36 protein-coding genes and 1 pseudogene are annotated in these 22160 nt (G+C 35.9%); all 37 read right to left on the bottom strand.

The window, feature by feature from the left end; all coding sequences use genetic code 11:
• A partial coding sequence (locus tag AB1L08_RS02785) for a transposase zinc-binding domain-containing protein (protein ID WP_413063144.1) occupies positions 1-443 on the bottom strand: 443 nt, incomplete at its 3' end.
• Between the two features lie 688 nt (positions 444-1131).
• Positions 1132-1686 carry a nitroreductase family protein gene (locus AB1L08_RS02780; protein WP_413063143.1) on the bottom strand — a complete coding sequence of 185 codons (555 nt, stop codon included), beginning with the start codon at positions 1684-1686 and terminating at the stop codon, positions 1132-1134.
• Between the two features lie 85 nt (positions 1687-1771).
• Positions 1772-3001 (bottom strand): thymidine phosphorylase, encoded by a 1230-nt coding sequence (locus tag AB1L08_RS02775; protein ID WP_413063153.1) that lies wholly within the window; start codon positions 2999-3001, stop codon positions 1772-1774.
• Between the two features lie 330 nt (positions 3002-3331).
• Positions 3332-4438 (bottom strand): annotated as a pseudogene (locus AB1L08_RS02770) (recombinase family protein); the annotation flags it as partial.
• Positions 4439-4726: 288 nt separating this feature from the next.
• Positions 4727-5263, bottom strand: coding sequence for a GIY-YIG nuclease family protein (locus tag AB1L08_RS02765; RefSeq protein WP_413063142.1), 537 nt, complete (start codon positions 5261-5263; stop codon positions 4727-4729).
• A 302-nt stretch (positions 5264-5565) separates the two neighbouring features.
• Positions 5566-5715, bottom strand: a complete 150-nt coding sequence (locus AB1L08_RS02760; protein ID WP_413063141.1) for a hypothetical protein — start codon at positions 5713-5715, stop codon at positions 5566-5568.
• Between the two features lie 15 nt (positions 5716-5730).
• Entirely contained in the window at positions 5731-6150 is a 420-nt protein-coding gene (locus AB1L08_RS02755; protein ID WP_413063140.1) for a hypothetical protein, read from the bottom strand.
• Positions 6143-6505 carry a BC1872 family protein gene (locus AB1L08_RS02750; RefSeq protein ID WP_413063139.1) on the bottom strand — a complete coding sequence of 121 codons (363 nt, stop codon included), beginning with the start codon at positions 6503-6505 and terminating at the stop codon, positions 6143-6145. The genes AB1L08_RS02755 and AB1L08_RS02750 overlap by 8 nt, the downstream gene beginning before the upstream one ends.
• Entirely contained in the window at positions 6502-6882 is a 381-nt protein-coding gene (locus tag AB1L08_RS02745) for a hypothetical protein (RefSeq protein ID WP_413063138.1), read from the bottom strand. The genes AB1L08_RS02750 and AB1L08_RS02745 overlap by 4 nt, the downstream gene beginning before the upstream one ends.
• A gap of 220 nt (positions 6883-7102) precedes the next feature.
• Positions 7103-7291 carry a hypothetical protein gene (locus AB1L08_RS02740; RefSeq protein ID WP_413063137.1) on the bottom strand — a complete coding sequence of 63 codons (189 nt, stop codon included), beginning with the start codon at positions 7289-7291 and terminating at the stop codon, positions 7103-7105.
• Complete coding sequence (locus tag AB1L08_RS02735) at positions 7282-7503, bottom strand: hypothetical protein (RefSeq protein WP_413063136.1); 222 nt, start codon at positions 7501-7503, stop codon at positions 7282-7284. The genes AB1L08_RS02740 and AB1L08_RS02735 overlap by 10 nt, the downstream gene beginning before the upstream one ends.
• Positions 7500-7637 (bottom strand): hypothetical protein, encoded by a 138-nt coding sequence (locus tag AB1L08_RS02730; RefSeq protein WP_413063135.1) that lies wholly within the window; start codon positions 7635-7637, stop codon positions 7500-7502. The genes AB1L08_RS02735 and AB1L08_RS02730 overlap by 4 nt, the downstream gene beginning before the upstream one ends.
• Positions 7637-8386, bottom strand: coding sequence for an ATP synthase subunit B family protein (locus AB1L08_RS02725; protein ID WP_413063134.1), 750 nt, complete (start codon positions 8384-8386; stop codon positions 7637-7639). Before AB1L08_RS02725 ends, AB1L08_RS02730 begins: the two co-directional genes overlap by 1 nt.
• Entirely contained in the window at positions 8383-8520 is a 138-nt protein-coding gene (locus tag AB1L08_RS02720; protein WP_413063133.1) for a hypothetical protein, read from the bottom strand. Before AB1L08_RS02720 ends, AB1L08_RS02725 begins: the two co-directional genes overlap by 4 nt.
• Entirely contained in the window at positions 8520-8846 is a 327-nt protein-coding gene (locus tag AB1L08_RS02715; RefSeq protein WP_413063132.1) for a hypothetical protein, read from the bottom strand. Before AB1L08_RS02715 ends, AB1L08_RS02720 begins: the two co-directional genes overlap by 1 nt.
• Positions 8843-8974: a hypothetical protein gene (locus AB1L08_RS02710; protein ID WP_413063131.1), complete on the bottom strand. Its 132-nt coding sequence runs from the start codon at positions 8972-8974 to the stop codon at positions 8843-8845. Before AB1L08_RS02710 ends, AB1L08_RS02715 begins: the two co-directional genes overlap by 4 nt.
• Positions 8975-8988: 14 nt before the next feature.
• Complete coding sequence (locus AB1L08_RS02705; protein ID WP_413063130.1) at positions 8989-9249, bottom strand: hypothetical protein; 261 nt, start codon at positions 9247-9249, stop codon at positions 8989-8991.
• Positions 9250-9790: 541 nt separating this feature from the next.
• Positions 9791-10114 carry a hypothetical protein gene (locus AB1L08_RS02700; RefSeq protein ID WP_413063129.1) on the bottom strand — a complete coding sequence of 108 codons (324 nt, stop codon included), beginning with the start codon at positions 10112-10114 and terminating at the stop codon, positions 9791-9793.
• A gap of 88 nt (positions 10115-10202) precedes the next feature.
• Positions 10203-10370, bottom strand: a complete 168-nt coding sequence (locus AB1L08_RS02695; protein WP_413063128.1) for a hypothetical protein — start codon at positions 10368-10370, stop codon at positions 10203-10205.
• Between the two features lie 11 nt (positions 10371-10381).
• Complete coding sequence (locus AB1L08_RS02690; protein ID WP_413063127.1) at positions 10382-10900, bottom strand: dihydrofolate reductase; 519 nt, start codon at positions 10898-10900, stop codon at positions 10382-10384.
• 60 nt (positions 10901-10960) lie between these two features.
• Entirely contained in the window at positions 10961-11236 is a 276-nt protein-coding gene (locus AB1L08_RS02685; RefSeq protein WP_413063126.1) for a hypothetical protein, read from the bottom strand.
• Positions 11233-11751 carry an HNH endonuclease gene (locus AB1L08_RS02680; RefSeq protein ID WP_413063125.1) on the bottom strand — a complete coding sequence of 173 codons (519 nt, stop codon included), beginning with the start codon at positions 11749-11751 and terminating at the stop codon, positions 11233-11235. Before AB1L08_RS02680 ends, AB1L08_RS02685 begins: the two co-directional genes overlap by 4 nt.
• A gap of 1 nt (position 11752) precedes the next feature.
• Positions 11753-12589 carry a thymidylate synthase gene (locus tag AB1L08_RS02675; protein ID WP_413063124.1) on the bottom strand — a complete coding sequence of 279 codons (837 nt, stop codon included), beginning with the start codon at positions 12587-12589 and terminating at the stop codon, positions 11753-11755.
• A 13-nt stretch (positions 12590-12602) separates the two neighbouring features.
• Entirely contained in the window at positions 12603-12917 is a 315-nt protein-coding gene (locus AB1L08_RS02670) for a hypothetical protein (RefSeq protein ID WP_413063123.1), read from the bottom strand.
• A 14-nt stretch (positions 12918-12931) separates the two neighbouring features.
• A complete protein-coding gene (locus tag AB1L08_RS02665) occupies positions 12932-13192 on the bottom strand; it encodes a hypothetical protein (protein ID WP_413063122.1) in 261 nt (86 codons plus the stop codon).
• Positions 13193-13254: 62 nt separating this feature from the next.
• Positions 13255-13878: a sigma-70 family RNA polymerase sigma factor gene (locus AB1L08_RS02660; RefSeq protein ID WP_413063121.1), complete on the bottom strand. Its 624-nt coding sequence runs from the start codon at positions 13876-13878 to the stop codon at positions 13255-13257.
• 118 nt (positions 13879-13996) lie between these two features.
• A complete protein-coding gene (locus tag AB1L08_RS02655; protein ID WP_413063120.1) occupies positions 13997-14716 on the bottom strand; it encodes a pyrophosphohydrolase domain-containing protein in 720 nt (239 codons plus the stop codon).
• Positions 14717-14787: 71 nt separating this feature from the next.
• On the bottom strand, positions 14788-15195 hold the full coding sequence (locus AB1L08_RS02650; protein WP_413063119.1) for a hypothetical protein: 408 nt from the start codon (positions 15193-15195) through the stop codon (positions 14788-14790).
• 157 nt (positions 15196-15352) lie between these two features.
• Positions 15353-15592 carry a thioredoxin domain-containing protein gene (locus tag AB1L08_RS02645; RefSeq protein ID WP_413063118.1) on the bottom strand — a complete coding sequence of 80 codons (240 nt, stop codon included), beginning with the start codon at positions 15590-15592 and terminating at the stop codon, positions 15353-15355.
• Positions 15579-15992, bottom strand: a complete 414-nt coding sequence (locus AB1L08_RS02640) for a flavodoxin family protein (protein WP_413063117.1) — start codon at positions 15990-15992, stop codon at positions 15579-15581. Before AB1L08_RS02640 ends, AB1L08_RS02645 begins: the two co-directional genes overlap by 14 nt.
• Entirely contained in the window at positions 15982-17214 is a 1233-nt protein-coding gene (locus AB1L08_RS02635; protein ID WP_413063116.1) for a ribonucleotide-diphosphate reductase subunit beta, read from the bottom strand. The genes AB1L08_RS02640 and AB1L08_RS02635 overlap by 11 nt, the downstream gene beginning before the upstream one ends.
• Positions 17215-17235: 21 nt before the next feature.
• Complete coding sequence (locus tag AB1L08_RS02630; protein ID WP_413063115.1) at positions 17236-17625, bottom strand: glycyl radical enzyme family protein; 390 nt, start codon at positions 17623-17625, stop codon at positions 17236-17238.
• 85 nt (positions 17626-17710) lie between these two features.
• A complete protein-coding gene (locus AB1L08_RS02625; protein ID WP_413063114.1) occupies positions 17711-18661 on the bottom strand; it encodes an HNH endonuclease in 951 nt (316 codons plus the stop codon).
• A 193-nt stretch (positions 18662-18854) separates the two neighbouring features.
• Positions 18855-20792, bottom strand: coding sequence for a ribonucleoside-diphosphate reductase subunit alpha (locus AB1L08_RS02620; protein WP_413063113.1), 1938 nt, complete (start codon positions 20790-20792; stop codon positions 18855-18857).
• A gap of 107 nt (positions 20793-20899) precedes the next feature.
• On the bottom strand, positions 20900-21337 hold the full coding sequence (locus AB1L08_RS02615; RefSeq protein WP_413063112.1) for a hypothetical protein: 438 nt from the start codon (positions 21335-21337) through the stop codon (positions 20900-20902).
• 26 nt (positions 21338-21363) lie between these two features.
• On the bottom strand, positions 21364-21552 hold the full coding sequence (locus AB1L08_RS02610) for a hypothetical protein (RefSeq protein ID WP_413063111.1): 189 nt from the start codon (positions 21550-21552) through the stop codon (positions 21364-21366).
• Between the two features lie 77 nt (positions 21553-21629).
• Positions 21630-22076: a hypothetical protein gene (locus AB1L08_RS02605; protein ID WP_413063110.1), complete on the bottom strand. Its 447-nt coding sequence runs from the start codon at positions 22074-22076 to the stop codon at positions 21630-21632.
• Between the last annotated feature and the right edge of the window lie 84 nt (positions 22077-22160).

The following is a 22160-nucleotide window of genomic DNA, read 5'->3' as shown; positions in this document are numbered from 1 at the left end:
TGCAGTCCCGCAATGATTCCGGGAGTTACCTTTGCTTTCTTTTTAAAGAAGTCCATTATTAATTTCGCAGCCTCATCCATCAAATCCTTTAATAAATGACGATGAAGAAGAAAGACATCACGCAGTCCTTCATCAATCGTAAAAATCACATGGCGGTGATTCACCTGAAGGACATCTTCAGTCAGCAGTCTGCTCCACTCTTCGCTCTCCCCTACGGAGCAAGTGGTACAGAAGCGTCCCTTACAGCGATAGGGGACTTTACGAACGTCATGGCAGCCCTCGCACACAAAGAGTTTAAACCCTTTCATAATATCTCCACAATCGCGAAACTTCTCAACCTCCTTGATTACGATTGGACGGATTTTAGCTCCATGTTTGCGCTTGAAGGCTTCCCAATGTTGGTGGTTATCAAAAAAGATTTCTCTAAGAATATTCCTCTCCATAAAACAAAAATACCACAGTCAAAATGACCGTGGTAGACCCAAATTTTATACTTTCTTATCTTTAAGAAAGACGCTGGCGCGTCTTTTCTTAGAGGTGAGAGGTGGGAGGTTGGATTTGATTAAATTGGCGACATGCCAATTTATGCTTTCTTAAAAGTTAGGAGTAGGAGATCGGATTGGAATAAATTGGCGAACCGTCAATTTATACTCCATCTGTTTTTTCACAGCGTCCGGTTTTCCCTGTTGTTTTTAACACGCAAACAACCTTTATACAACAATATGAAAGGGGCCGATATGTTTTAGGTGCCATTGGCGCCTTTCCATTGCCCGCAAACAGAGAAAATGTGAGTTGACGGTCAAAGCATCGTCCTTCCATTAACCGTAAAAGTCAAAACAAATATCAGGCGGTAAAAGGAAAGCCACTCCATTGACACAAGAGAAGTAAAAAATGCAGATTACGGGAAAAGAATGTCTTTGCATGATCGTTTACAGAAAATCAACAGCACATGTCTATCACTCACAACATATTCACAATCAAGGACGCGGCACAATATATCGGTACTCCAAAAAGATTTCTTTACTTACATTCCTCTCCACAAAATGGAAATACCACGATCCAAACGACCGTGGCAGACCCAAATGATATACGCCTATCTTTAAATAAAGGACCGCCATGGGTCCCTTCCGCTTAATAATCCGTCCATTTTTCAGCGGGATTCGTCCGGTTCCGGCTCCTTTTTGCCACAGTTTCTTTATCAAAATATCCCACTTGCATGAGGCCGATAATTTTTTCCCCGGGCTCAACACCGAGCGCCGAACGCAAGCGCGGATCATGAATATAGGCAGGTGTTTTCCAGCAGACGCCGATTTCACGTTCCCATGCGAGAAGCTGGAAATTTTGCAAAAGGCAGCTCGTAGCTGCAACATCTTCTTCGCGTATTTTTTGGCGCGGATCGTCGTTCACTACCGCAACAAGCATTGCGGGGACTTCCCCCAGTTTGCTGCGGGTGCTTTCATGCTTTGCCGGTTCAACGCATGTAAGCACCTCCTCAATAAACGCTTCCTTCCGTTCTCCGGATATAAAGATAAAACGCCAAGGCTCCCGCACGCCATGGTTCGGGGCCCAAACAGCGTCCTCCAGCAATGATAAAATTTGCTCACGACTGATTTCTTTATTAATAAAACCTTTTTTAATGGAAGTTCTTTCCCGAATGATTTCGGCAATCGAGTTTACAGCCAACATATCTTTACCCCCATGTATCATAAATGAGAATCACTATCAATTATCATAACACGAAGCGGAAAATGTTGAAAGTAAATTCCATCATTCACCTCCTGATTAATGGCACGGGAGCAGGTCTTTTTTTTGAAAAACTGTACGCCCGAACAATTTTTTCCGTTACTTCCTTAACATCTCGCGAATTACTGTGGATTGTCGCAATCGGCTCCCCTGCGCTTACCTCATCCCCGATTTTTTTATGTAAAATAACCCCGACGCTTACATCAATGACAGACTCCTTCGTTGCCCGGCCCGCACCAAGCAGCATCGCGGCTGTCCCAATTTCGTCGGCTGTGATCGCTGAAACATATCCGTTTTCAGGGGACTCGACCGGAATTTGATAGGCGGCTTTCGGAAATTTATCCGGTTCATCTACGACAGAAACATCGGCTCCCCGTGCAGCCAAAAACTGTTTAAATACATGAAATGCCTTCCCGTTTTTAATGACTGCTTCCAGCATTCCGCGCGCTTCCTGTTCCGACGCTGCTTTTTGTGCAAGCACGGCCATTTTGCTGCCCAAAACGAGGCATAATTCCGTCAAGTCGGCGGGTCCTCTCCCTTGCAGCGTTTCGATGGCTTCCTTTACTTCCAGCGCATTGCCGATTGCATAGCCGAGCGGCTGGCTCATATCCGAAATGACAGCCATCGTTTTTCTGCCCACCAGGTTGCCGATTTCCACCATTGTATCCGCAAGCGCGCTTGCATCTTCCATTGTTTTCATAAAAGCGCCAGAACCCACTTTTACATCCAGCACAATGGCGTCGGCACCCGCGGCGATTTTTTTGCTCATAATGGAGCTTGCAATGAGCGGGATCGCATTTACAGTTGCCGTTACATCCCTAAGTCCATATATTTTTTTGTCGGCCGGTGCAAGGTTCCCCGATTGCCCGACGATCGCCAGCTTGTTTTTATTTACCAGCCGGATGAATTCATCTTCCGACACTTCGGCACGATATCCCGGAATTGCCTCCAATTTATCAATCGTTCCACCCGTATGTCCCAGACCCCTGCCGGACATTTTGGCAACGGGAATGCCGAGTGCTGCGACAAGAGGTGCCAAAATCAACGTGGTCGTATCTCCCACTCCTCCAAAGCTAATAAATGAAACCTCACTAATTTCTTCACTCACTTTATCATCGAGAGGGATTTTTAGAATAATATCAAGCTTTCCCTCTTTATTGATTTCGATTCTTTCAATAATGCTTTCTAAGATTGCTTTTTGTCTATGAAATGGATTATCATAAAACGTTTCATCAAAATGAATTAGGCTCTCGTAAATGGTTTTAGCTTGTTGAAAAGTATCAACTGTCTCTTCAGATTTTTCTTTTAATGTTTCTCTTAAAACCTTTGCTTGTTTTAAATCTGTTAGAATTTTTTTCTGACTGTCTTGATAAGAGTCTCTCATCATTTCATAGAACTCGTCTGTTGGGTCTAGCTCTAAAAGAAGCCTTTGTATCGCCTCCATGTTTTTTTCTAATTTCAAAATTTTCTTTTCAACTTCTTCCAAATCACTGTTTCTGTTCTTAATTTTTTTGTTTAACTCTTTCTTAATAGATTCTTGCAGTCCTAAAAGATCGACTTTTTTAATCCGTTGCATAATATTATTTACTACGTACTCTTCTAATATTTCTCTACTAAAAGATGGAGATGGGCATCTCTCTATTGGTATATGTGTCTGACGAGATGAACATACATAGTAACTATATGAACCAGTGCTTCTAGTTGAGTTTCTGGTATAATACTTTTGTCCACATTCCTTACAGAATAAAAGTCCACTTAATAAAAAAGTGGTGGTGTAAAATCTAGGTGGAACAATTTTACTAGCTCTTTTGTTTTTTGTTTTATCTATAAGCGCTTGTTTTTCTTCAGTTCTAACTGCTTCATGAGTTCCTTTTTCAATAATTGGTTCTTCTTTTTCTTCACCTGGTTTGCTTTTGGGTCTGTAAGTAAGATATCCTGCATAAAAATGATTAAATAAAATTCCTTTTATAGCATCCCTAGTCCAATCAGGTGAGCTCGTTTTAAATTGTTTAATCTTCTCTGCTTTCCCTGTTGGTCTATATCCTAATCCTCTGATTGATTCACCGTTTAACCATCTTGCAATGGCAGCAATTCCTTGTCCATTTAAATATAAATCCTCTATCTCTTTGATTAATTCTCTCTGAGACTCGATAAATATGATATTTCTGTCTTTGTCTAGCATATATCCATAAGGAAGATTTCCACCTGAAAACTCTCCTCTTTTAGCTTTATCTTTCATAGTGTCTGAGACACGAATTGAGGTGTTTACAGATTCAAGCTCATCTATAGATGATCTAATATTCTCAATCATTTTCTGATAGGGATCGTTTAAATCAACTTCGCCGCCATCTCCTGTTGAAGTAAATATTAAATCAATTCCTGCTTTTTGTAGTTTACCTCGAATTATAAGGGAGTCTTCTGCTTTTCGTGCAAGCCTATCTCTCTTGTATGCTAACAGTTTATTGAATCCACCCTTTTCACCTTTTATCAGACATTGAAGTAATACTGATCTTTTGCTTAGTTCTGTCTTACTTGCTGAGACTGCTGGCTCAATAAAAATATTTTCTTCAGGTAGAATTCCATCATTTTCTTTAACATATTTTCTAGCCAAGTTAATCTGCATTTCAATTGAATCACCTTCTTCGGCTTGTTTGCCAGTTGATACACGTACATATACAGCATAGATATCTTTCATTAAAAATATTCCTCCCATATATTAATTATTATTTATTTTCATTGGAGTTGTTGGTTATTAACATTATAAGAAAAGACTACCAATAAATCAATCGGTAGTCTCTATCTATTATTTAATTTATGTATTACAGCCTCTCTAATGAGGCTCATAAGATTATCAATTGACTCTTGATCTTCGTTAGTTGGTTGTATGAACTTAACTCCTTTTGGAATGTTGCGTTTTGACATGTAATCCCCCTTTCATTTATTATTCTAAGTTACTTTTATCTGGTTGAATAAAATTTACCTTTTATCGCATGACTAAGGCATTCTTTTGAAAATAGATGCCCTCTTGACTGAGACGTTCTTTTACATATGTATCAGTAACACTTAGGTATTCAACATTCTGCAATTTACAAAAATATTTAAGTGTTGCTATGCCTATCTCGATCCCCTTGTTAGCCTTTATTAACCTCACTGTGAAATCTATAAAAGTTTCTTTTAAATAATCATTATATGTACTTACATCTAAATCAAAATATGTTTTATAAAAATTATATTTTGGCATAAGCTTGTTTATTAAATAGGTTTCTATAATGTCTTGTTCGGCAAGGCTATCAATCTTTGCATACGAATAGTAGGCGACTTCATCAATAAAACCTGATGTATTACTAGTTCCCGAGAAATGGCTTCTAATCCTTGAATTAAAATTTTTGGTTTTTCCTATATATAACAAATTCTTACTGGTGCAATAAAATTTATAAATTCCTCCAAAATTCAAGCGCTTGTAGGTCTCGTCATCTACTGCAAGAAGCTCGGTAAATTTTGGCGTTTCAAATTTTATCAAAACTATCTCTCCCATGATCAGTAGGAGCCGTTGCAACGCTTATGTAACTGTACAGTTCTCCATATATTGTTTTATTTTGTTCTTGATGAATTTCAATAAAACTTGCTTTTTATTTACCTATGAATCTGATTTAATCAATTATTATAATCATGCAAAACGGGTATAATGTAATAAACAGATAGAACGGTGGTGAGAATAAATGGCTTATCACCTAACTCCCAAAGAAACTAAAGAAATAAGAAAGCGCTGAGAAGAAGACGGAAAACCTAAATGCGATCACAATAATAAACTCAGTGTTTTATTTAACCATATTTTTCTTCTACTTTAGCCATGTACATTGTTGCACTCGTAAATCCAATCTGAGATTCATAATATTCTTTTTCTTCATTTTCTTGATCAAACTTCTTAACATCTGCTTCGCAACCATCCCAATTCTTAAATACTATCCACATTTCATTACTCTCCTGTCATTTCTTTAGCACCTTTCTAAGCTGATCCTTTAATCCTTCATCTACGTGTCTGTATTTTAATACTCCCTCCAACGCTTTTCGTAACTTGGAGTTTTCTTGCTTTAGTTTAATGAATAAATCATGCGCTTTAGGGTTTCTATCCTCTACAATCGTTAACAATCCATCCATTTCGTTATCCAATCGTTCTATTTCCTTCTGCTGTTCCTCCACAGTGGAGACAAGCCAATCAAGATACTCTGTATCCTCTTTCCCAATGTGAGATACGTTTTCTATAAATTCCACCATGTCTTTTATTATCTTTTTCGCTCTTTCCAACCGTTCCACACCACTCACCCCGCATCCTCTTTTATCCTCCTGTGAAACCTGGTGCCATTCGATATGGTCAACCTTGAGGCTTAAGTCGTGTTCCTTATTCACCGACCTCTACCTCCACCCCAACAGCCTTTAGTGCTACCAAACATATTGCCATTGGTGCAGTATCAGCTTCGACCGAAGTGTATGGGATACATCTATCCTTGCCATCATCTACCCATACGTTGACAGCGTATTTCTCCTTTTCCGGGCATACAACCAAGTAAGTGCCCTCTCTTTTGAGATTTTCAACTACCACCCAAGCATCTTTTATGTCTTCTGACGGACAAAAGTCATCGGGTATAGATATCACTTCATCTTCTGCGTAAGCCCTAATAATGCAAATATTTTTAAATTCCTCTGTATCCCACCCCATCACCTTTTCAGCGATGAGGCGGTCTATTTCTCTTAGGTTGCTCATTCCGAATCACCTTCTATCGCCCACTTGCCATTATATAATGTTTGTAGAGAAAATTTTCCTAATGGTGTTGCATCAATCCTCATAACTCCAACCGAAAAATGGTCTATTTCAAAATTCTTACCATTATCAATATGAAATTTAACTTTTTTGCCTTTTACGATAGCCTTCATAGCTTCTTCAAACGATACGAAATTCGGAAGGATGCGCCATCGTAAATTGGTAAAGTGCGTGTTTAGGATTAAATTCATTCCACTTGATGTAAAGCATATTCCTCCATCTTTGCTTTTCGTTACCTTGTCATGGTTGCTGCTTTCCGCTACTTCCCCGACCTGCAATTTATCTATCATTTCCCCTGTGGTTAACCATTCTCTTTTCATTTTCTATGCCTCCCATTTATGCTTTTTAAAAAATAACTATTATTTTAATTTCCATCTATAATCAGGGCCTTCATTTTCTTTGTAATCCAATACCCTGTTTAGGAATTCATGAGCATCATCGTCCCAAGTGTTATCCATAACTAACTCTATGGCCTTAGTTAGACGATCGACCTCCTCTTCTAATTCACATGTATAACATTGTCTTTTTAATGAGCCATGTTCACAAATTTTCAACGCGCCACATTCCTTTTTGTTCTTCTTTTGTCATACCAAGATCTTTTATAACCGCAGCATATTTCCATAACTTCTTTGGTTGCAATTCCGCTTTGGTATATCGTTTGCCTACTACACTTACGATCGCATTTGTCCTTTCATCAATTATTGCGTGGATTGCTTCAGTTAGTCCCAATTTTGACACTCACCTCCGCACAATTCGAATATAATGGCAGCATCAGCCCGCGCTTCTTCGAAAACCTTGGGCGGCATATCTAACAATTCGATTTCGGACAGCAAACGATTAACTTCGTGCTTTGCTTCGCCTTCACACTCGCCGCGCTTAGCTATTTCGGTAAACTTTGATGTTCCCCACGTCAGTCCTTTTACACTTTGCTCGTAACTCATTCCTCGTTCCCTTCCCTTTCGAAAGCACGTCCTTCTTCAAAACCTTCGATGTATGCCTTTACACGTAATATACCAATCAACTTTTCGATCTTGGCGAGCAATTCCGGTACGCTTAATTCGTGGTCTTGGCGCATTATTCGGACACCTCCCGGCTGTCGTCGACGATTTCACAGCTCTCCAATACGTCGGCATAATCGAATCCTCCGCTGCTGTATCGAACCTTTTCATCGCCAATATCCGTTACAATTCTCGAATAATACTCTCCGCGGTAATTTAAATATTCGTTTCTAATTACATCGCCAACGCGCACTTCCGTCGGCTGTGGCGCGTTTAAATATTCCGCTGGCACTTCGAGTCCAAGCGCTCGCCTTAACGCAATAGCCTTGCCGATGTGTACGTTAAAGCAATCGTCAGGTGCACATTTGGCGATTCCTCGCGCGTAAATTTCATTGGAAACCCATCCTCGCATAATTGCGACAACCGTACGTTTGTCTTTATTTATAACGAATTCAGCTTCGCAGACCTTAACTCCGTGTTCGAGTTTTAAACAGTAGTATTTTCCGTAGAATTCATCTTCGCTAGGTATAAGGCCGGTAATATCAGCCTTCGCCTGCTCAATGATACGATCACGCTGCTCTTGAGCCACTTTACGTGAGCGTTCAATAAACGGTTTTGATCTGTCAAGTGTTTTAAAACCGATAGATTGTTGCTGTATTTCTTTTAAAACATCGTCTGCAAGCCCCTTGGTCTTCCCCATCATTTCAGCGGAAAATTTGCCCTGTTCATATCCTTCTTCGTATGCCCTCCGCCTTACTTCTTTAAATACTTGCAACGAATATTTGATTAATTGGTCATAAGACATTTCGTTTAATTCTTTCATCATTTTGTATCCTCCATTTTTTTAATTATTCTTCTTCGAACTCTGTCCGCTTCTTCCGATTCAAATAACCTGTCAAGAAATTGCTCGGGCGTCAGTTTACCTTCGTCGTATTGCTTACGTAATTCTGCGGAGTTCATTACTCCGCCTCCCGATAATTCCAATACTTACGTATAGTTCCGAAAACATGCGGCAATGCGTCCGGTGTCGACCGTAGGTGCGTGTCGATCTCTTGAAGAAAATCTTCGAGTTTAACAACCTCCGCACGTTCCCTCTTGTACTTTTCGATGTATAAGTCCGCTTGCCTTCGTTCATGATTGCGTTCCATTCGCCAATATGTTACTTCGGATTGGAGTCGTTCAATCTCCGCCAAAACTTTCGAAACATCTTCAACATCGAACGTCCATAAGTCACCGTCGCTTCTTCTGATTTCCATGCACAACCTTTCGATAATTTCGTTAATCATTCGCTATCGCCTCCGGCTATTCGCTTAAAATCTCTATTGTCGCCGACTTCCGTTTTGCAGTTTGCTTCAACATACTCGCGCTCGACTCCACCTAATGTTTCGTCGGCTAGTACGTGTATTTTTGTCACACCTTCACTCTCCTTTAAAGTAAGGCTCCGTCAATTATAAGAACCTCGTTTTCTTGGCATAAAAACTCATCTACTACCTGACTTATCGGCAACAAAACTCTGTTCTCGCTTGGAACTCTGGAGAAAGCAGCAAGGGCATAATCTCTACTGACTTCTTTTAAATCGCAACCATCTTCTTCATTACATACATATTTAATATACTTTTTCATAGCGTCTTCTTTACATTCAGCCTTAATTAAAGCATAGTATGGATCGTGTACTTCGAAATATCTCATTTATTCGCTCTCCTTTATTGCTCATAATAAAAGACATAATTTATTTCACTATTTTCTCGATCTGTGAACTACTTTTCTTCTTCTACTGATAGGACGGAGCAACCAACTTCGTTAAGTTTATTGACTACATCTTCAACGCAAGATGCATATTCAATAGTTGCATCGTTAATCCCTTTTGTTGGATGAATGAATATTACCCTTACTTTCATAATTTCACTTCCAATCTTGAGGTTTTCTAATAGTAATTTGTAATTACCAAGTCGGTATATACTTTTTCTCCACTTGCAATTATGTCTCTTGCCTCGATGAATTTAAGTAGTTCATACGATAGATAAGAATAGTGTAAATTTATATTACTTAACGCGACTCTATGTGCTTCTTCGTAAAACCCACGATCAAAAAGATTCAAGAATTTCTCTTTTTCTGCGCTCATAAAATGCATAACCGTATTCACCTGCCTACTAATCTCTTCTTCTACTTCTTCTAACTCAACCTCTCTATATAAGTTGATATTGAACACCTGCCTTTCTTATTAAAATACTTATTTTAATTCATTAATTGGAAAACCACGCTTTATAAATCCCTTAAATTCTTCTAGTTTTGTTGTGTAGCACAGCTCTCGATACATTAATCCCACATCTTCTTTGGTTAGACTCACTTTGAAATAGTCATTTACTCGTTTTAATAATCGGGACGCAGGTTTATCGTCTAATCCTTTATAAATAGGGCGACAAAGAGCATACACTACGTATGTTTTTACATCGTCTATGTCTTTACAATTGTCAATGGATACATAGGTATTTGTTGGTTCATCAATAATTAATTCACCAAATCTATTTAATAAATCAACCTTAAATTCTTTCATAAATTCAACTACTTCATTGAAATTTAATGACATCTTATTCACTATTCCTTTCTTCAGGATTTAAATCTAAATAAAATCCTCCTTTTATTTATCCACATGGCCTCATAAAGAAACGATAAGTCCAGTGATTGTTTCTTTTATCTATATGAATTTCTGACCCATCTTTAAATACCAGCACTAACTCTCCTTCTCTTTCATCTATGTCTTTAATTGTTTTTTCAGTTGTGATACAGTTCATTTCTTGAATTGTGTCCATATTATTCACACTCACCTTCTTCTATAAGTTAAATAAACATAGTCATATTTGTGTTTTTCATCTGCTTTATTAGTTATACTATCAACAAGCTCCCAGTGTTTTTCATCAATAACAGGAAACATAGAATCTGCTTTTGGTGCAACAGTATCAACAAGAGTTGCATAGATTTCATCTGCATACGGCATCGCTTGTCTATATATCTGCTCTCCACCACAAATCCATAGGTCTCTATCTTGGTTTCCTGTTTTTGTGTAATGATTGATTATACTCTCTATATTATTAAAAACATGGACACCTAAAGGCGCTTCAAAATTTTCATTTTTAGTTAGCACAATACTCTCTCTTTTTGATAAAGGGTTTCCGTTGTTATATTTCAAGACACTCTGAAAAGTTTTCCTTCCAAAGAGAACAAAGTGTCCTGTTGTTAACTCCTTAAATCTCTTCAAGTCATTCGGAAGTTTGTATAATAGTTTATTTTTGTAACCGATGGCACGACTTCTATCAAAACATGCTATAATCTTGATACTCATTTACTACCTCTTTCTCTAATAAATATTTCTTCTAGTAATGGATTGATCTTATCTATGTGTTTAAATTAATTGTTCTAAGGAAGTAGGTTGACCATACTTCAGTTTAAATGTATTTAACATTAAGTCACTATCAACACCTACATTTAATTGATTTAGGTCTTGATTACTCAAACAGAAATCACCTAGATGATATACAATGTCATTGTCTGTGATTGTAGAACTCCAATTTTCAATCATGCATTCATCCATTTCTTCTACTGATGAATAAAGTCGATTTTCAAAATCTAATATTTTTCTATGCGAAAAGTGTGTATCAGATATAAAGTAAACACTCATAAAAATTCTCCCTTTTGTATTTTGCTTTCCCACTCTTTTCTTTGTTTTACCGCTTCTTCGAATGTTTTGAATGATTTTGAGTATCTTTTCTTTTTGTAGTCTATTTCAGCTCTCCATCTATTATTTAACTTATTAAAATTGACTCCTTTCACCCCTGATGTGTTGTGTCCAAACATGCCCTTATTGTGTCCTTGTGTGCTATTACAAGCATACCTAAGATTGACATCCCTGTTATCTAGTCCATTTTTATTGATATGATCAACCGTCTTTTTTGACTTTCCGTAAAGTTTCTCTGCTATTAGTCTATGCATTTTTATATATTTACCTTCACCAATATGAGCATGAGCATAATGTCTTTTTCTACTTTTGTAAGTTGACCAGCTATATTTCTTAACATCGTTTAATCTGTTTTTCGATATGAAAACCGTGTGTTTATAGTTGTCTTTTTTGTCAAATATTAAAATCTCGACATGATTTTCTTTCTCTATGTATATATTTCTAACTCTTCTTGCCATCTTAAGTCGCCACCTCAATTCGACCAATTCCTCCATGATTCTTATATCCAACTAACTCAAAATCATCAGCAGTTAATTCAAAAAATGGTTTCTTATTTACTTTTAATTGTGGTAAGCCATATGAACCTAGCTCTTCATAGCGTCTAATCATTTCTTCTGCTTGATGCAAGTGTTTGTCGTAAACGTGTAAGTCTTGAATGTCATGCTTTAATGTTCCAACCTCTAAGCCACATTCCATAGCGATTGCGTGCATTAAAGCAGCATACTGTACAACGTTCCACCCACCAGCTCCTGCTGCTGTAATTTTATCGCCTGATCTTTGAGTTAATGTCATGTGTAATTTTCCATTCTTTACTGAAAAAATTGTACCAAAAGCACATTCAATCAATGATTTTTTAGATTTAGTTTCTTGATCTTTTGCGTTAAACATGTTCATCTGTATGCGTCTGCTTGTTGGATTTGTTTTAATTTCATTTAGTATATAGTGAACCTGTGATTCAAACCCCATTGTCGGTTTAGCTATTTGGTATCCGTAAGCTTTTTCTATGTACCCTTCTTCGTTTGCCCATGAATTCCAAATCTTGCTTTTAAAGTCTTGAATATTATTGGACATTTGAATGTAAATCCATCGCATCTCTTCAATGGCTGCTTTGTAATTAATCTCACGCAAAGTATTAATTGGAAATCCTTTGGATAGATCATACTTATGAGAAACTTGTAAAATTCGCTTCGTCTGCGGTTTCTTGCTTCCATCCCATTTTGCTCGATTATCAATTTCCCAGTCCTCATTCAAAATCTCTTTTAAATCACTAATGAATATCTCATCAACATAACTCAATAAAATCACCCTTTTATATATTCTTTTTGTTTAATATTTTTTGTTTCTCCTCATATAATCTCTTTGCTACGTCTGGTTTATTTTCGTTTATAGCAGCACTTATTCGCAAATCTAAAAGTCCAATTTCAAACTCCAATTTATAATCATCAACATGTCGCAAAGAGCTTTCCTCATGCCAGTCGCTATAATATTTCCCTGTGGACACTGCATAAGTAGTCTTTTCAATAATCTGTCCATTTGCTTCATATTTTTCAAATCTACAGTGCTTAATTCTTCCAGTTTCTAGAGTCTTTTTAACAATAACTTCATCACCCAAGTCAAATCGCATAGTTTTCACTCCTCTTATCTGAAACTGATAAATTCACTATAATATCCTTTATATATTTCAATGAAATAGTCTCCCTCTAACTCTCCTTTTTTGACCATAACTTTTGTATCACCTTTTGACACTGAAATTGTCTCGCATTCAATATTGCTAAGCATAGTGTCCATTGCTTTTTTAATTAATTGATTTACTTCTTTATTTGATAACTCATAAGAATATCGGTAATCACCGCCATATCTAAAAAAATCATTAGGATATTTTGGAAGCTGATCAAACATACAGGTAACTCCTTTTTTGCGAAAATATTATTCTAAATTACTTTTGTGGATTTTTTGTTAGCCTATCCTCTTAATGAGTCAATAAGCGTTCGGATTCTGTTCTCATGACTTTTTATAATTGAATGTATATATTGTCTTGTTACTCCATATTTTTCACCAATTTCTTGTAATGTATAGCCTTGAACTCTTAACTCAATAATATCGTAAATCTTTTTAGGTAAATAGTTTTTAAGAGATTGAATTAATAGATCTTCTTCCTTTTCTTTTATGTGGTCTCTTTCACACGCTATCAGATCGGTTAATTCAATCCCTCCTTCTTCATTTTCATTTTGAAATTCACGATTTAAACTGCAAATTTCTGCTAACTCAAAAGAATTGTTGGTTTTGCTGTATAAAGAATTTTTGTTAGTCTCAATATTTATATCCCAATAAATATAATTAATGGCATATGTTTTAAAGTTGCTTTTGTTCGGATCAAAAGTCCGAATAGCTTTCATTAACGCAATACGACCAAATTGAATTAAATCATCAAGTTCTAGTCCATGAAATTCTAAAAATTTTTCATTGTTCGGAAACCTACGATTGATTGTTGCTGGTATATAGTGAAAGTATTTCTCAATAATTTCATCCTCTGTTAGTCCTTCAAGCTCAGTGTTTTTAAAAGCTTCTGCATTAAATTTTTTCAATTTCATAACTCCCTTCAATGTTGTAATTAAATATTACAATAAGTTATTCATGTCGTCAAGGATTATTTAAAAAAATTTTTAGGTATAGGAAAAGGGAGAATAAAATCTCCCTTGATGCCTATTGATCTAATTGACGTTGAATCTCCTCTTTGATTTTTTCTTCAGGCGGAAAGAAGTTTTCAGATTTAATAATTTTGCCGTCTGATTCACGGTATCTTGGTCTTCCATCGCTAAACAGTTTTGATAGATTACTTGCTTGAACTGCATCAAACACTTTATCAGGCTTAATCCCCATTTCCACAAAATCACCTTGTAGAAAGTATGTGCCATCTGTAATTGCATCTGCTTGGGCCACAATACGAGACAGGTCGTCAGTTGGAAATTCTTCTTTTAGAGACTTTTTGCGGGCATTTTCAATTCCTTGAATAAGTTTGTCTACGGCCCAATTAAACTCATCCACGTTACTACAGGATGCATGAATAGCCTCAACACTTTCTTCTGCTTCCCAAACCTTCCTGGAAGTCATACGCTCTAAGGTAAGTGATGTAGGTTTATCTGCAACCGGATGACCAAACGCTAAATGAAACTTTCTTACTGCTGACCACCATTTATTTGGATCATGTGTTGGTTGTTGCTTCGCTTTCTTAACAACAAGAAGATTGAATAGCTTTGATTCAATTAACTTAGTTGTACGTTCGGATGTTTCTTCATTAAAATGTATAATCACCTCTACTTTTGCAGTTTTTGTACGGTTGTCGATAAACTTAACTTTTCCTTCAACTTTAGCTTGTTTGTCGTAAACAATATCATTCACATTGATTTTTACAAAGGTTGTCATTTATTGTTTCTCTCCCATTTTTTAGTCTATTTTTCTTGTTAAATTACGAGCTTATAAAATCGTTGTTTTATTTAGCAACCGTTTGGACATCTGCGACTATTAATCTTATCACTGGTAATACCTGATATAGTGCCATTTAAGATAAGAGTGTGAACATCTGATTCAACAAGCTTAACTACATCTTCAACATTCTCGTTCAATGCTTTTTTTACGGCAATCAATTTACCAATTACAGGTTCATATTTATCTCCTCTTTGGCACACAGACTTGCCGATCATCAATTTACCTTTAGTTTTGTGTAGACCAGTAAAAATAATCTCTTTAACATCTTTGTTGATGTCAAATTTGATCTGATCAAATTTCTGTAGTTTCTTTGACAACTCTTCTCCTAATGCATTCAGTTGTCGTTGACGCTTTTCATATTTTCTTACAGTTTCTAATGCAGTCTTATACTGTTCTTTAGTTGGTGTTTGGCTCATTTTTACTCCTCCTTACTTCTCTTAACCAATAGTGTAAAAATTTCTCATCGTCAATTGCTGTCTTAGTCATGAAATTAATACAGTCCTGTTTATCTTCACTTGAAAAAACAACTTCATTCGTACGGTCATCAAAGACTTCGTATGTCATATTTCACCTCTAAAGTTTTGAGATTAATTCATCTAGTTTTTCAGGATTAAAACCCACACAGCGATCTACTTCACTTCCTTCTTCATTTAGCAAAATTGTCACTGGAACAGAGGCGATATCAAACTTAGCAGCCGTTTCCGGTTGATCCATTGGATTGATCTTTTCAACTCTAACTTCTTTGCTGTCTAAAAAGTTTTGAACCATTTGACATGGATTACATCCTGGTAATTCGAATTTAATTAGTTTCATAAAAAGTCTCCTTTACTAATTTACTGAATTTGTCAAAATCAATATCTTTAGGGTAGCCTTCGTATTTAAACTTGAAGATTATTTCATTGTCTTTCTTAAGCAACTCTTCAAGTAAATCCAATGCTCCACAAAAGAATTCAAACTCTGTCCTTCCACTTCCAAACAAGCCTATTTTTTTATTTTTAATTCTTACTAAGTCATCTCTAATATTAAAGAAAGGTCTTGGGGGAATACCTCTCCCCCAAGTAGATGTTCCAAAAATTATTATGTCGTACTTGTCGAAGTCAACAGTTTTATCTTTTCTGATGTTTATAATGTCAAACTCATCTTCATTGAAACACTTAAGCATTGCACTTGTATTTCCAGTAGCAGAGTAGTAAACAATAACTTTAGAGGTCAAAATCCTCGCCACTTTCATGAGTGTAATTAATAGCATTTCCTTGAAGGAAATCTGTTCTTGTTACAATTTCGTCTTCTCCACCTGTGCGTTTCTTGCTTCCATAAGTGGCAATCCACTTTGATTTTAATTCTTGATTCTCAGGATAGGGTTCTTCAAGTCCCGCATTTCTGCAAATTAAATTAGCCAGGTATTCTACATAGTCGTGGTACTCTTTGATGGACAATGTATCGATTCCCTCAAATATGTAGTTGGCCCAATCTTTTTCACGAGCAACCGCTTCTTTTATATAAGCCATAATATAATCATAGTTTTCTTTTGTAGCCAATTGAGGTTCTTCTTTCATGATAATTTGAATTAACATTCCATAGAAAGTTGAATGCATATTCTCATCAGTCTTGATGAGTGAAATCATGTTATTTGACCCAATCATTTTTTGATCTCTAGCCAATGAATGAAAATATACAAACCCACCACTAAAATACAGACCCTCTAAGACAATGTTTCCAACAATCCCTTTTAGGATTGTCAACAACAATTCATCTGAAATTTTGATGTCCCTGTCTTGAACGGAGTATTTGTAAGTAAGATCAATAATATCTTGGATAAACTTTGTATGACTTTCTGCTGTTTGTTCTTTTTTGTTAAATTTCTGAACCAAATTAAACATATCTCTTGCATATGCTTTGTAACCATCACTGTCCATTTGAAGCATGTAGTCCTTAGCAGCATCTACCATTTCTTGAATTGGTTTGATAACATGCTCGTTTCGATGCACTAGTTCAGGAATTCTTCTTGTGTACTCAAATGCTTGTTCTTTTTCTTGTTGATTCAAAACAGTTGATGTTAGGTATTGGTAGCTACGATTATGTAATTGCTCAAATGATGCAATCATAGAAATTACCGATCTTACAGATGAGTCAGTGCATAAATACCCCAAAACAAAGTTAAAATCGGTAGCAATTGAGTCAAGCCAATTTAATTTCCCAGAGATGATATTGTAAACTTCTCTTTCTCTAGGTGTTAGTTTCTCTCTGTATTCTTCTACGTCTTTTCCAAGTTTTACTTCATCTTCATTCCAGTATTCTGCAAATAATGCTTTGTTGAAATCAAGCATGCTGGGATACTTGATATTGTCCCAATCTCGTATCCCACTTGATTTCCCTCCAAACACTTTAGTTGCTACATTGTTTGCTTCCCCATCATAAATCCGAAAGTTTGCCATTGCTTCTATCTATTCCCTTCTTTATGCTTCACACATTACACAATCCTCGTTACGCTCATATTCTTCAGTGTAAGTATAGTATATTGTTTTAAGTTGTTTTTTCCATGCGCCTAAGTCTAATCTAAGAAGCTCTGAGCCTTTGATTGATTTAGGTACATGCATATTGTGACTAATTCCTTGGTCAATATATTTTTGAGCAGCAGCAATAACATTGATAGCCCACATTTCATCCATTTCAAATCCCGATTTATAAAACCATTTTGTTTGATTGTTGTAGTTTGATGGAACATAAATTACGTTAAGTCCAGACTTCTCTTCACGATAAATTACTTCATAAGGTGGATCAATAGAAGGTGAAGAGTTCATAATTAACGAATTTGAGCTTGTAGGAGCAATTGCTGAGATATCCATTCTACCGTCTCTTTCGAGATACTTTAACACTTCTTTTAGAAGTCGGAGTAGACTATACAATAATCTGAAAGTGTCCATTATATTTTTAATTGTTTTTCTTCCAATGTTTTCTTGGTCTTATGTATTTAATTGGTTTATCATATAAGCTCTTCCATGTTTTACCATGGTATATATTTCTTATAGTTCCATGACATACGCCCAAATTCATTGAAATCTGTCTCATTGACATGTCAGTCGTAAGAAGGAGATTTACAATTTTCTTTGCATTATTGATTTGTTTGATGTATGTGGGTGATAAAACTTTTTCATATTTTATTTTACTTTTGTCAAAATTGTAATGATGCTCATCTCCAGAGTGCTCTTTCCTGTGACAAGGTTCGCATAGAGAAAGTAGATTATCTGTCTTATTTGCTTCTAAATAGCTATCAAAATAAACAAATGGTTCTACATGATGAACAGACAATTCTTTACCATACTCCTTTTCGGTTACTCCGCATCTTTGACAAGTGTAATTGTCAATCTCTCTTCTTTTGTTTCTTTGTGCTCTCCAGTTTGATCCGTAATATTTTTTTCTTCCAGTTTGCAGTGCTTTGTTTTTTACGTTTCTTTTATGGGCGAATATTGAATTTGCTAAGTTAGCACATTCCTTGCTGCAAAGTTTTTTTGGTGCAGAAGGAATATTCCAAATTGCTTTATCACACACCAAACAAAGAGAGTAATATCCTTTTGTTCTTTTTAGGCTTTGTATATATTTTGAGCAATAATCACAGCACGTCATTCTTTTTTCATCTCTATATTTTTTAAGTTTATGGTATTCTCTATAGCAGATTATACATTCTGCTGTCATCCATAGATGCGGTTTGTCTTTGTACTGACCTTTTTTAGAGTAGATCTTAAATTCTTCTCCCTCAAATGTATCAAATAAATGTAATCTAACCATCCCCAAACTTAATTGGACACTTTCAGATCGAGATATGGTAGTCGTTGAGGGTCTATCTTTTTTTAAGATAGTTTCCCTGCTGATTGCCCATTGCAACGGTACTTAGCGCCTTGCTTATAAGTTATTAAACAAGATTTTTTTCAGCATATACCATCTAAACGCTTCTTTCTGTCTTTCGACAACCTTTCCACTTTCTCTTACGAGCAATTGTTTTGGTGCGTTCAGCTTTAGGGTGTTCCAGCATATAAATCTCTTTTCAGTACACTATCGCTAGTATACGGCACATTATTTATGCATTTCTCATACCTTTACTTGCTAATTCTCTCACTTCATTCCACTCATCTGAAACAAAGCCACGTTTATCAAAGAATTCTCCTGTTTGCCAATCTGATCCTTCAAATAAAGGATATGACCCTTTTTCTTGCGCTAATTTAGCGGAAGCTTTAATCATAGCTTTAAGATATTGTTTGAATATATTTCCTGTAAACTCAGAAGCCTCTTCTGATTCCCATCTAATTCCTCTTGATGTCATTAGTGTAACTAACCCCATCGCACCTGCTCCAACAGCTCTATACTGCTGATTTGTATAAGTGGCTTGAGGAACAACTGTACGATTAAGAGAGATTACATTGTCTAGCATACGGAATTGAATATCTACCACACGTTGCAGATCAACACTCTCCTCTTCATTAAATACGTTGTTCAGTACTAAGGATGACAAGTTACATGTAACTAATCCTTCACCTTGAACCTTTGTCACTACAAAACCATTTTCATCTAAATCTTCTGATATGTGCTTATCTACGTCCATATTCTGGATTATCTCAGAACATAAGTTCGATCCAAACGGCATCCCTTTATGTGGATTAGGATTATATCTTGCTGCCGTATCATGGAAATATAGATAAGGTGTACCACCTGTTTTTCTAGATGTAAAAATAGAGCGATAAACATCTGTAGCATTTACTACTCTTTTAATCTCAAAAGACATATCTTTTTCAGCTTTCCGATACCAATATGTAAAAGCATGATCTTCTTCATTCGGTTCTTCGTCAGCCATCAACTTTTTCTTATCATAAAGACGATTCAAATCAACGCCCATCTTCTTCCTAAATTCATAAGGATCAAAGATTGTCCAGTTTTGCTTGGACTCTAATCTTCTCATGAACTCATCTGGCAATGTTACAGCAGTTTTAATTGAGTGTGCTCTAAGCTCTTGTGAGCCTGTCTTTAAACGTAAATCTAAGAAATCAAAAATATCATAGTGCCATACAGGTAAATACAAACTTATTCCAGCAACCCTCGCTCCAAGCTGATTTACATACTCAGCTAAAACACTATTAAGACGTGAAGGATGTAAAATTCCTGTTGCTCTTCCTTTATACCCTCTAATCCACGAACCACTGGCACGAAGGAAGCCAAGAAAAATCCCGATGCCAGCACCGTTTTGAGAAAATCTTGCTGTCTGTTCTAGAGATTTCATTATACTGATCAAATCATCATCTGGTGTTACAATATGACAAGATGATAATGTCCCATGTGGAGAACCTGCGTTCATTAGTGTTGGTGTAGCTAATCCAATATAGTGATTAGATAAAGCCCAATAAGATTCTTCGACATGCTTCATACGTCTAGACTTTACTTCATCTTTCATGAGATACAGCGCTGTCGATAAAAATCTTTCCTGTGGTAATTCTAAAATCTCACCATTGTAGCCTTTTTTAAGATAAGAATTCACAAGCATATACAATCCTGCATAGCTAAACTTTTTATCCTTATTTTTATCAATCATTCTTCCTGCTTTTCTAATTTCTTGCTCAGTGTATTTTTCTAACAAACTTTCATCATAAATACCCTGTTCAACCATTTGAACTACGAATGAATAGTAATCACCATATCCTTGTTTGTAATCAAATCCTCTATTTTTAGATGCTTGCTTATAAAGTTTTCTCCTTAATGCTGAAGCACTTAAATAGGTAAAGTCTGGATGTTTAGGAGAAATGCAATCGTTTGAATAGCGTATAATTAAATCAAATAAACGGTCTGCTTCTAATTCTTCTCTAGAGTATACATAGTCAAAAACATTGTCTCTAATTGTTTTTAATAGCTCTTTGTCATACTGTTTTTCTGAGTCGATTATAATCTCATTGAAGAATCTATCGAATCTTTCCTCCATGAATTCTGATTTTTGTATGTGCGACTTTCTGTCTTTAGTAATAATCGTCAATTAATACCACCCTTTTCATTTTATTATTTTAATTTCATTTAAGAGAGATTAATCTCGATAGCTAAGTTTCACCTCCATATTTTTATCACACTTATTATTATATATTTTTATGTTGTTTTTGTAAGCCGATTTTTGTTTCCAGTATTGATTTTGTCTTTTAAATCTTCTCTTATTCTTGTTCGATATGTTCTATTTCTCCGATAGTTACTTGCTTTCCTAATTTCGCCCAAAGCTTCATTTAACAAATTAGTGTTATATTTACCCTCGATTTTATTACAAGTTAGCTGAACTAACTCCAAAAGATCTTTCACGTCTCTTCTTTTTAGTTGCACTTCTTGTATGTCTTTGGCAATTTTAAATCCCTCACATGCATTAAATCTGCCCAGTTCAGCATAATGGAGTAAGTCCTGTCTCTCGTCTTCAAGTAGCTTCAGCTCTTCTTTTAGGTGATTTCTCAATTTTGGAAGTTCAACTAAAAAATCTCTTACTTTCTGTAGGTTTGACTCAAAATCAACGATTTCATCTTTTATAGTTTTTGGTTTCATTTTTTCTTCTCCCCCTCAGCAATAAGTTAAATTAGACTTATTTTCGATTTCATATCATCTATTTTAAGAAGAATTTTTGTCAGCAATTTTGAGAGGTTTTCCCACTCTTCTGTACTAAGACTCTCAGAATCTTCTAATTCTCTATGTAAGCTACCCACACAACTTGAAATTTCATCAGATAAGTAATAAAGATCACTTCTTACTTCTTCATTCATTGCACTTCTCCACATCTCATGTTCACCTCTCAATCCCTTCTAAAAATTTGCATATGTAACTCCTGTTAATTATATTATTACATTATGTTACTCTTGTAAAAGGAACTATTTAAATTGTCGACCCAACTAAGATCAGTTTTTAAATTGTTGTATTCCATAAACCTATCCATTGCTGCTTGTTCTTCTTTATTCTTTCTAATAGTCTGTATCGTCTTCTTGATATCTTTGAACTGTTTTGCACTTAGTTTTGGACAATCAGGATGAGTCTCCATCCATTTATCCTCTTGTATTAATTTTTCTATAGTGAACTTGTGATGTATAATGCTTTTATATTCGGGAGCTAAAGTGGTTATCTGTAGCCATCTCATTTCTTCATAAGATATTTCTTTTTCACAATGAGGACATGCTTCTTTTTCATGTAGCTCTTTGTACAAATCGAACTGATACTTTCTATGTAATTTTGAGCAGCTATGACATTCATAAAGTGTATTATTGTGAGCCAATTCCTTTTGTCGTTCAATCATCTTCGGTGCAATAAAACCTTGGTAAATAACATAAGCAAAAAACATAAGAGAAACAGGACTAGTAAAGCCAACCCATTATTCATT

It is taken from the genome of Siminovitchia jepli (assembly GCF_047228825.1).
Lineage (GTDB): Bacteria > Bacillota > Bacilli > Bacillales > Bacillaceae_C > Siminovitchia.
Note: the sequence above shows the minus strand (reverse complement) of the source record. Positions and strands in the feature narration are given on the sequence as shown.

Coding starts and splice junctions, on each gene's coding strand:
- AB1L08_RS02780 (WP_413063143.1), bottom strand. CDS start 1,686: ATGTTGGCTGTAAACTCGATTGCCGAAATCATTCGGGAAAGAACTTCC.
- AB1L08_RS02760 (WP_413063141.1), bottom strand. CDS start 5,715: ATGTGGATAGTATTTAAGAATTGGGATGGTTGCGAAGCAGATGTTAAG.
- AB1L08_RS02750 (WP_413063139.1), bottom strand. CDS start 6,505: ATGAGCAACCTAAGAGAAATAGACCGCCTCATCGCTGAAAAGGTGATG.
- AB1L08_RS02745 (WP_413063138.1), bottom strand. CDS start 6,882: ATGAAAAGAGAATGGTTAACCACAGGGGAAATGATAGATAAATTGCAG.
- AB1L08_RS02735 (WP_413063136.1), bottom strand. CDS start 7,503: ATGAGTTACGAGCAAAGTGTAAAAGGACTGACGTGGGGAACATCAAAG.
- AB1L08_RS02730 (WP_413063135.1), bottom strand. CDS start 7,637: ATGCGCCAAGACCACGAATTAAGCGTACCGGAATTGCTCGCCAAGATC.
- AB1L08_RS02725 (WP_413063134.1), bottom strand. CDS start 8,386: ATGATGAAAGAATTAAACGAAATGTCTTATGACCAATTAATCAAATAT.
- AB1L08_RS02720 (WP_413063133.1), bottom strand. CDS start 8,520: ATGAACTCCGCAGAATTACGTAAGCAATACGACGAAGGTAAACTGACG.
- AB1L08_RS02715 (WP_413063132.1), bottom strand. CDS start 8,846: ATGATTAACGAAATTATCGAAAGGTTGTGCATGGAAATCAGAAGAAGC.
- AB1L08_RS02705 (WP_413063130.1), bottom strand. CDS start 9,249: ATGAGATATTTCGAAGTACACGATCCATACTATGCTTTAATTAAGGCT.
- AB1L08_RS02700 (WP_413063129.1), bottom strand. CDS start 10,114: ATGAAAGAATTTAAGGTTGATTTATTAAATAGATTTGGTGAATTAATT.
- AB1L08_RS02695 (WP_413063128.1), bottom strand. CDS start 10,370: ATGGACACAATTCAAGAAATGAACTGTATCACAACTGAAAAAACAATT.
- AB1L08_RS02690 (WP_413063127.1), bottom strand. CDS start 10,900: ATGAGTATCAAGATTATAGCATGTTTTGATAGAAGTCGTGCCATCGGT.
- AB1L08_RS02685 (WP_413063126.1), bottom strand. CDS start 11,236: ATGAGTGTTTACTTTATATCTGATACACACTTTTCGCATAGAAAAATA.
- AB1L08_RS02680 (WP_413063125.1), bottom strand. CDS start 11,751: ATGGCAAGAAGAGTTAGAAATATATACATAGAGAAAGAAAATCATGTC.
- AB1L08_RS02670 (WP_413063123.1), bottom strand. CDS start 12,917: ATGCGATTTGACTTGGGTGATGAAGTTATTGTTAAAAAGACTCTAGAA.
- AB1L08_RS02665 (WP_413063122.1), bottom strand. CDS start 13,192: ATGTTTGATCAGCTTCCAAAATATCCTAATGATTTTTTTAGATATGGC.
- AB1L08_RS02655 (WP_413063120.1), bottom strand. CDS start 14,716: ATGACAACCTTTGTAAAAATCAATGTGAATGATATTGTTTACGACAAA.
- AB1L08_RS02650 (WP_413063119.1), bottom strand. CDS start 15,195: ATGAGCCAAACACCAACTAAAGAACAGTATAAGACTGCATTAGAAACT.
- AB1L08_RS02645 (WP_413063118.1), bottom strand. CDS start 15,592: ATGAAACTAATTAAATTCGAATTACCAGGATGTAATCCATGTCAAATG.
- AB1L08_RS02635 (WP_413063116.1), bottom strand. CDS start 17,214: ATGGCAAACTTTCGGATTTATGATGGGGAAGCAAACAATGTAGCAACT.
- AB1L08_RS02630 (WP_413063115.1), bottom strand. CDS start 17,625: ATGGATATCTCAGCAATTGCTCCTACAAGCTCAAATTCGTTAATTATG.
- AB1L08_RS02615 (WP_413063112.1), bottom strand. CDS start 21,337: ATGAAACCAAAAACTATAAAAGATGAAATCGTTGATTTTGAGTCAAAC.
- AB1L08_RS02610 (WP_413063111.1), bottom strand. CDS start 21,552: ATGAATGAAGAAGTAAGAAGTGATCTTTATTACTTATCTGATGAAATT.
- AB1L08_RS02605 (WP_413063110.1), bottom strand. CDS start 22,076: ATGATTGAACGACAAAAGGAATTGGCTCACAATAATACACTTTATGAA.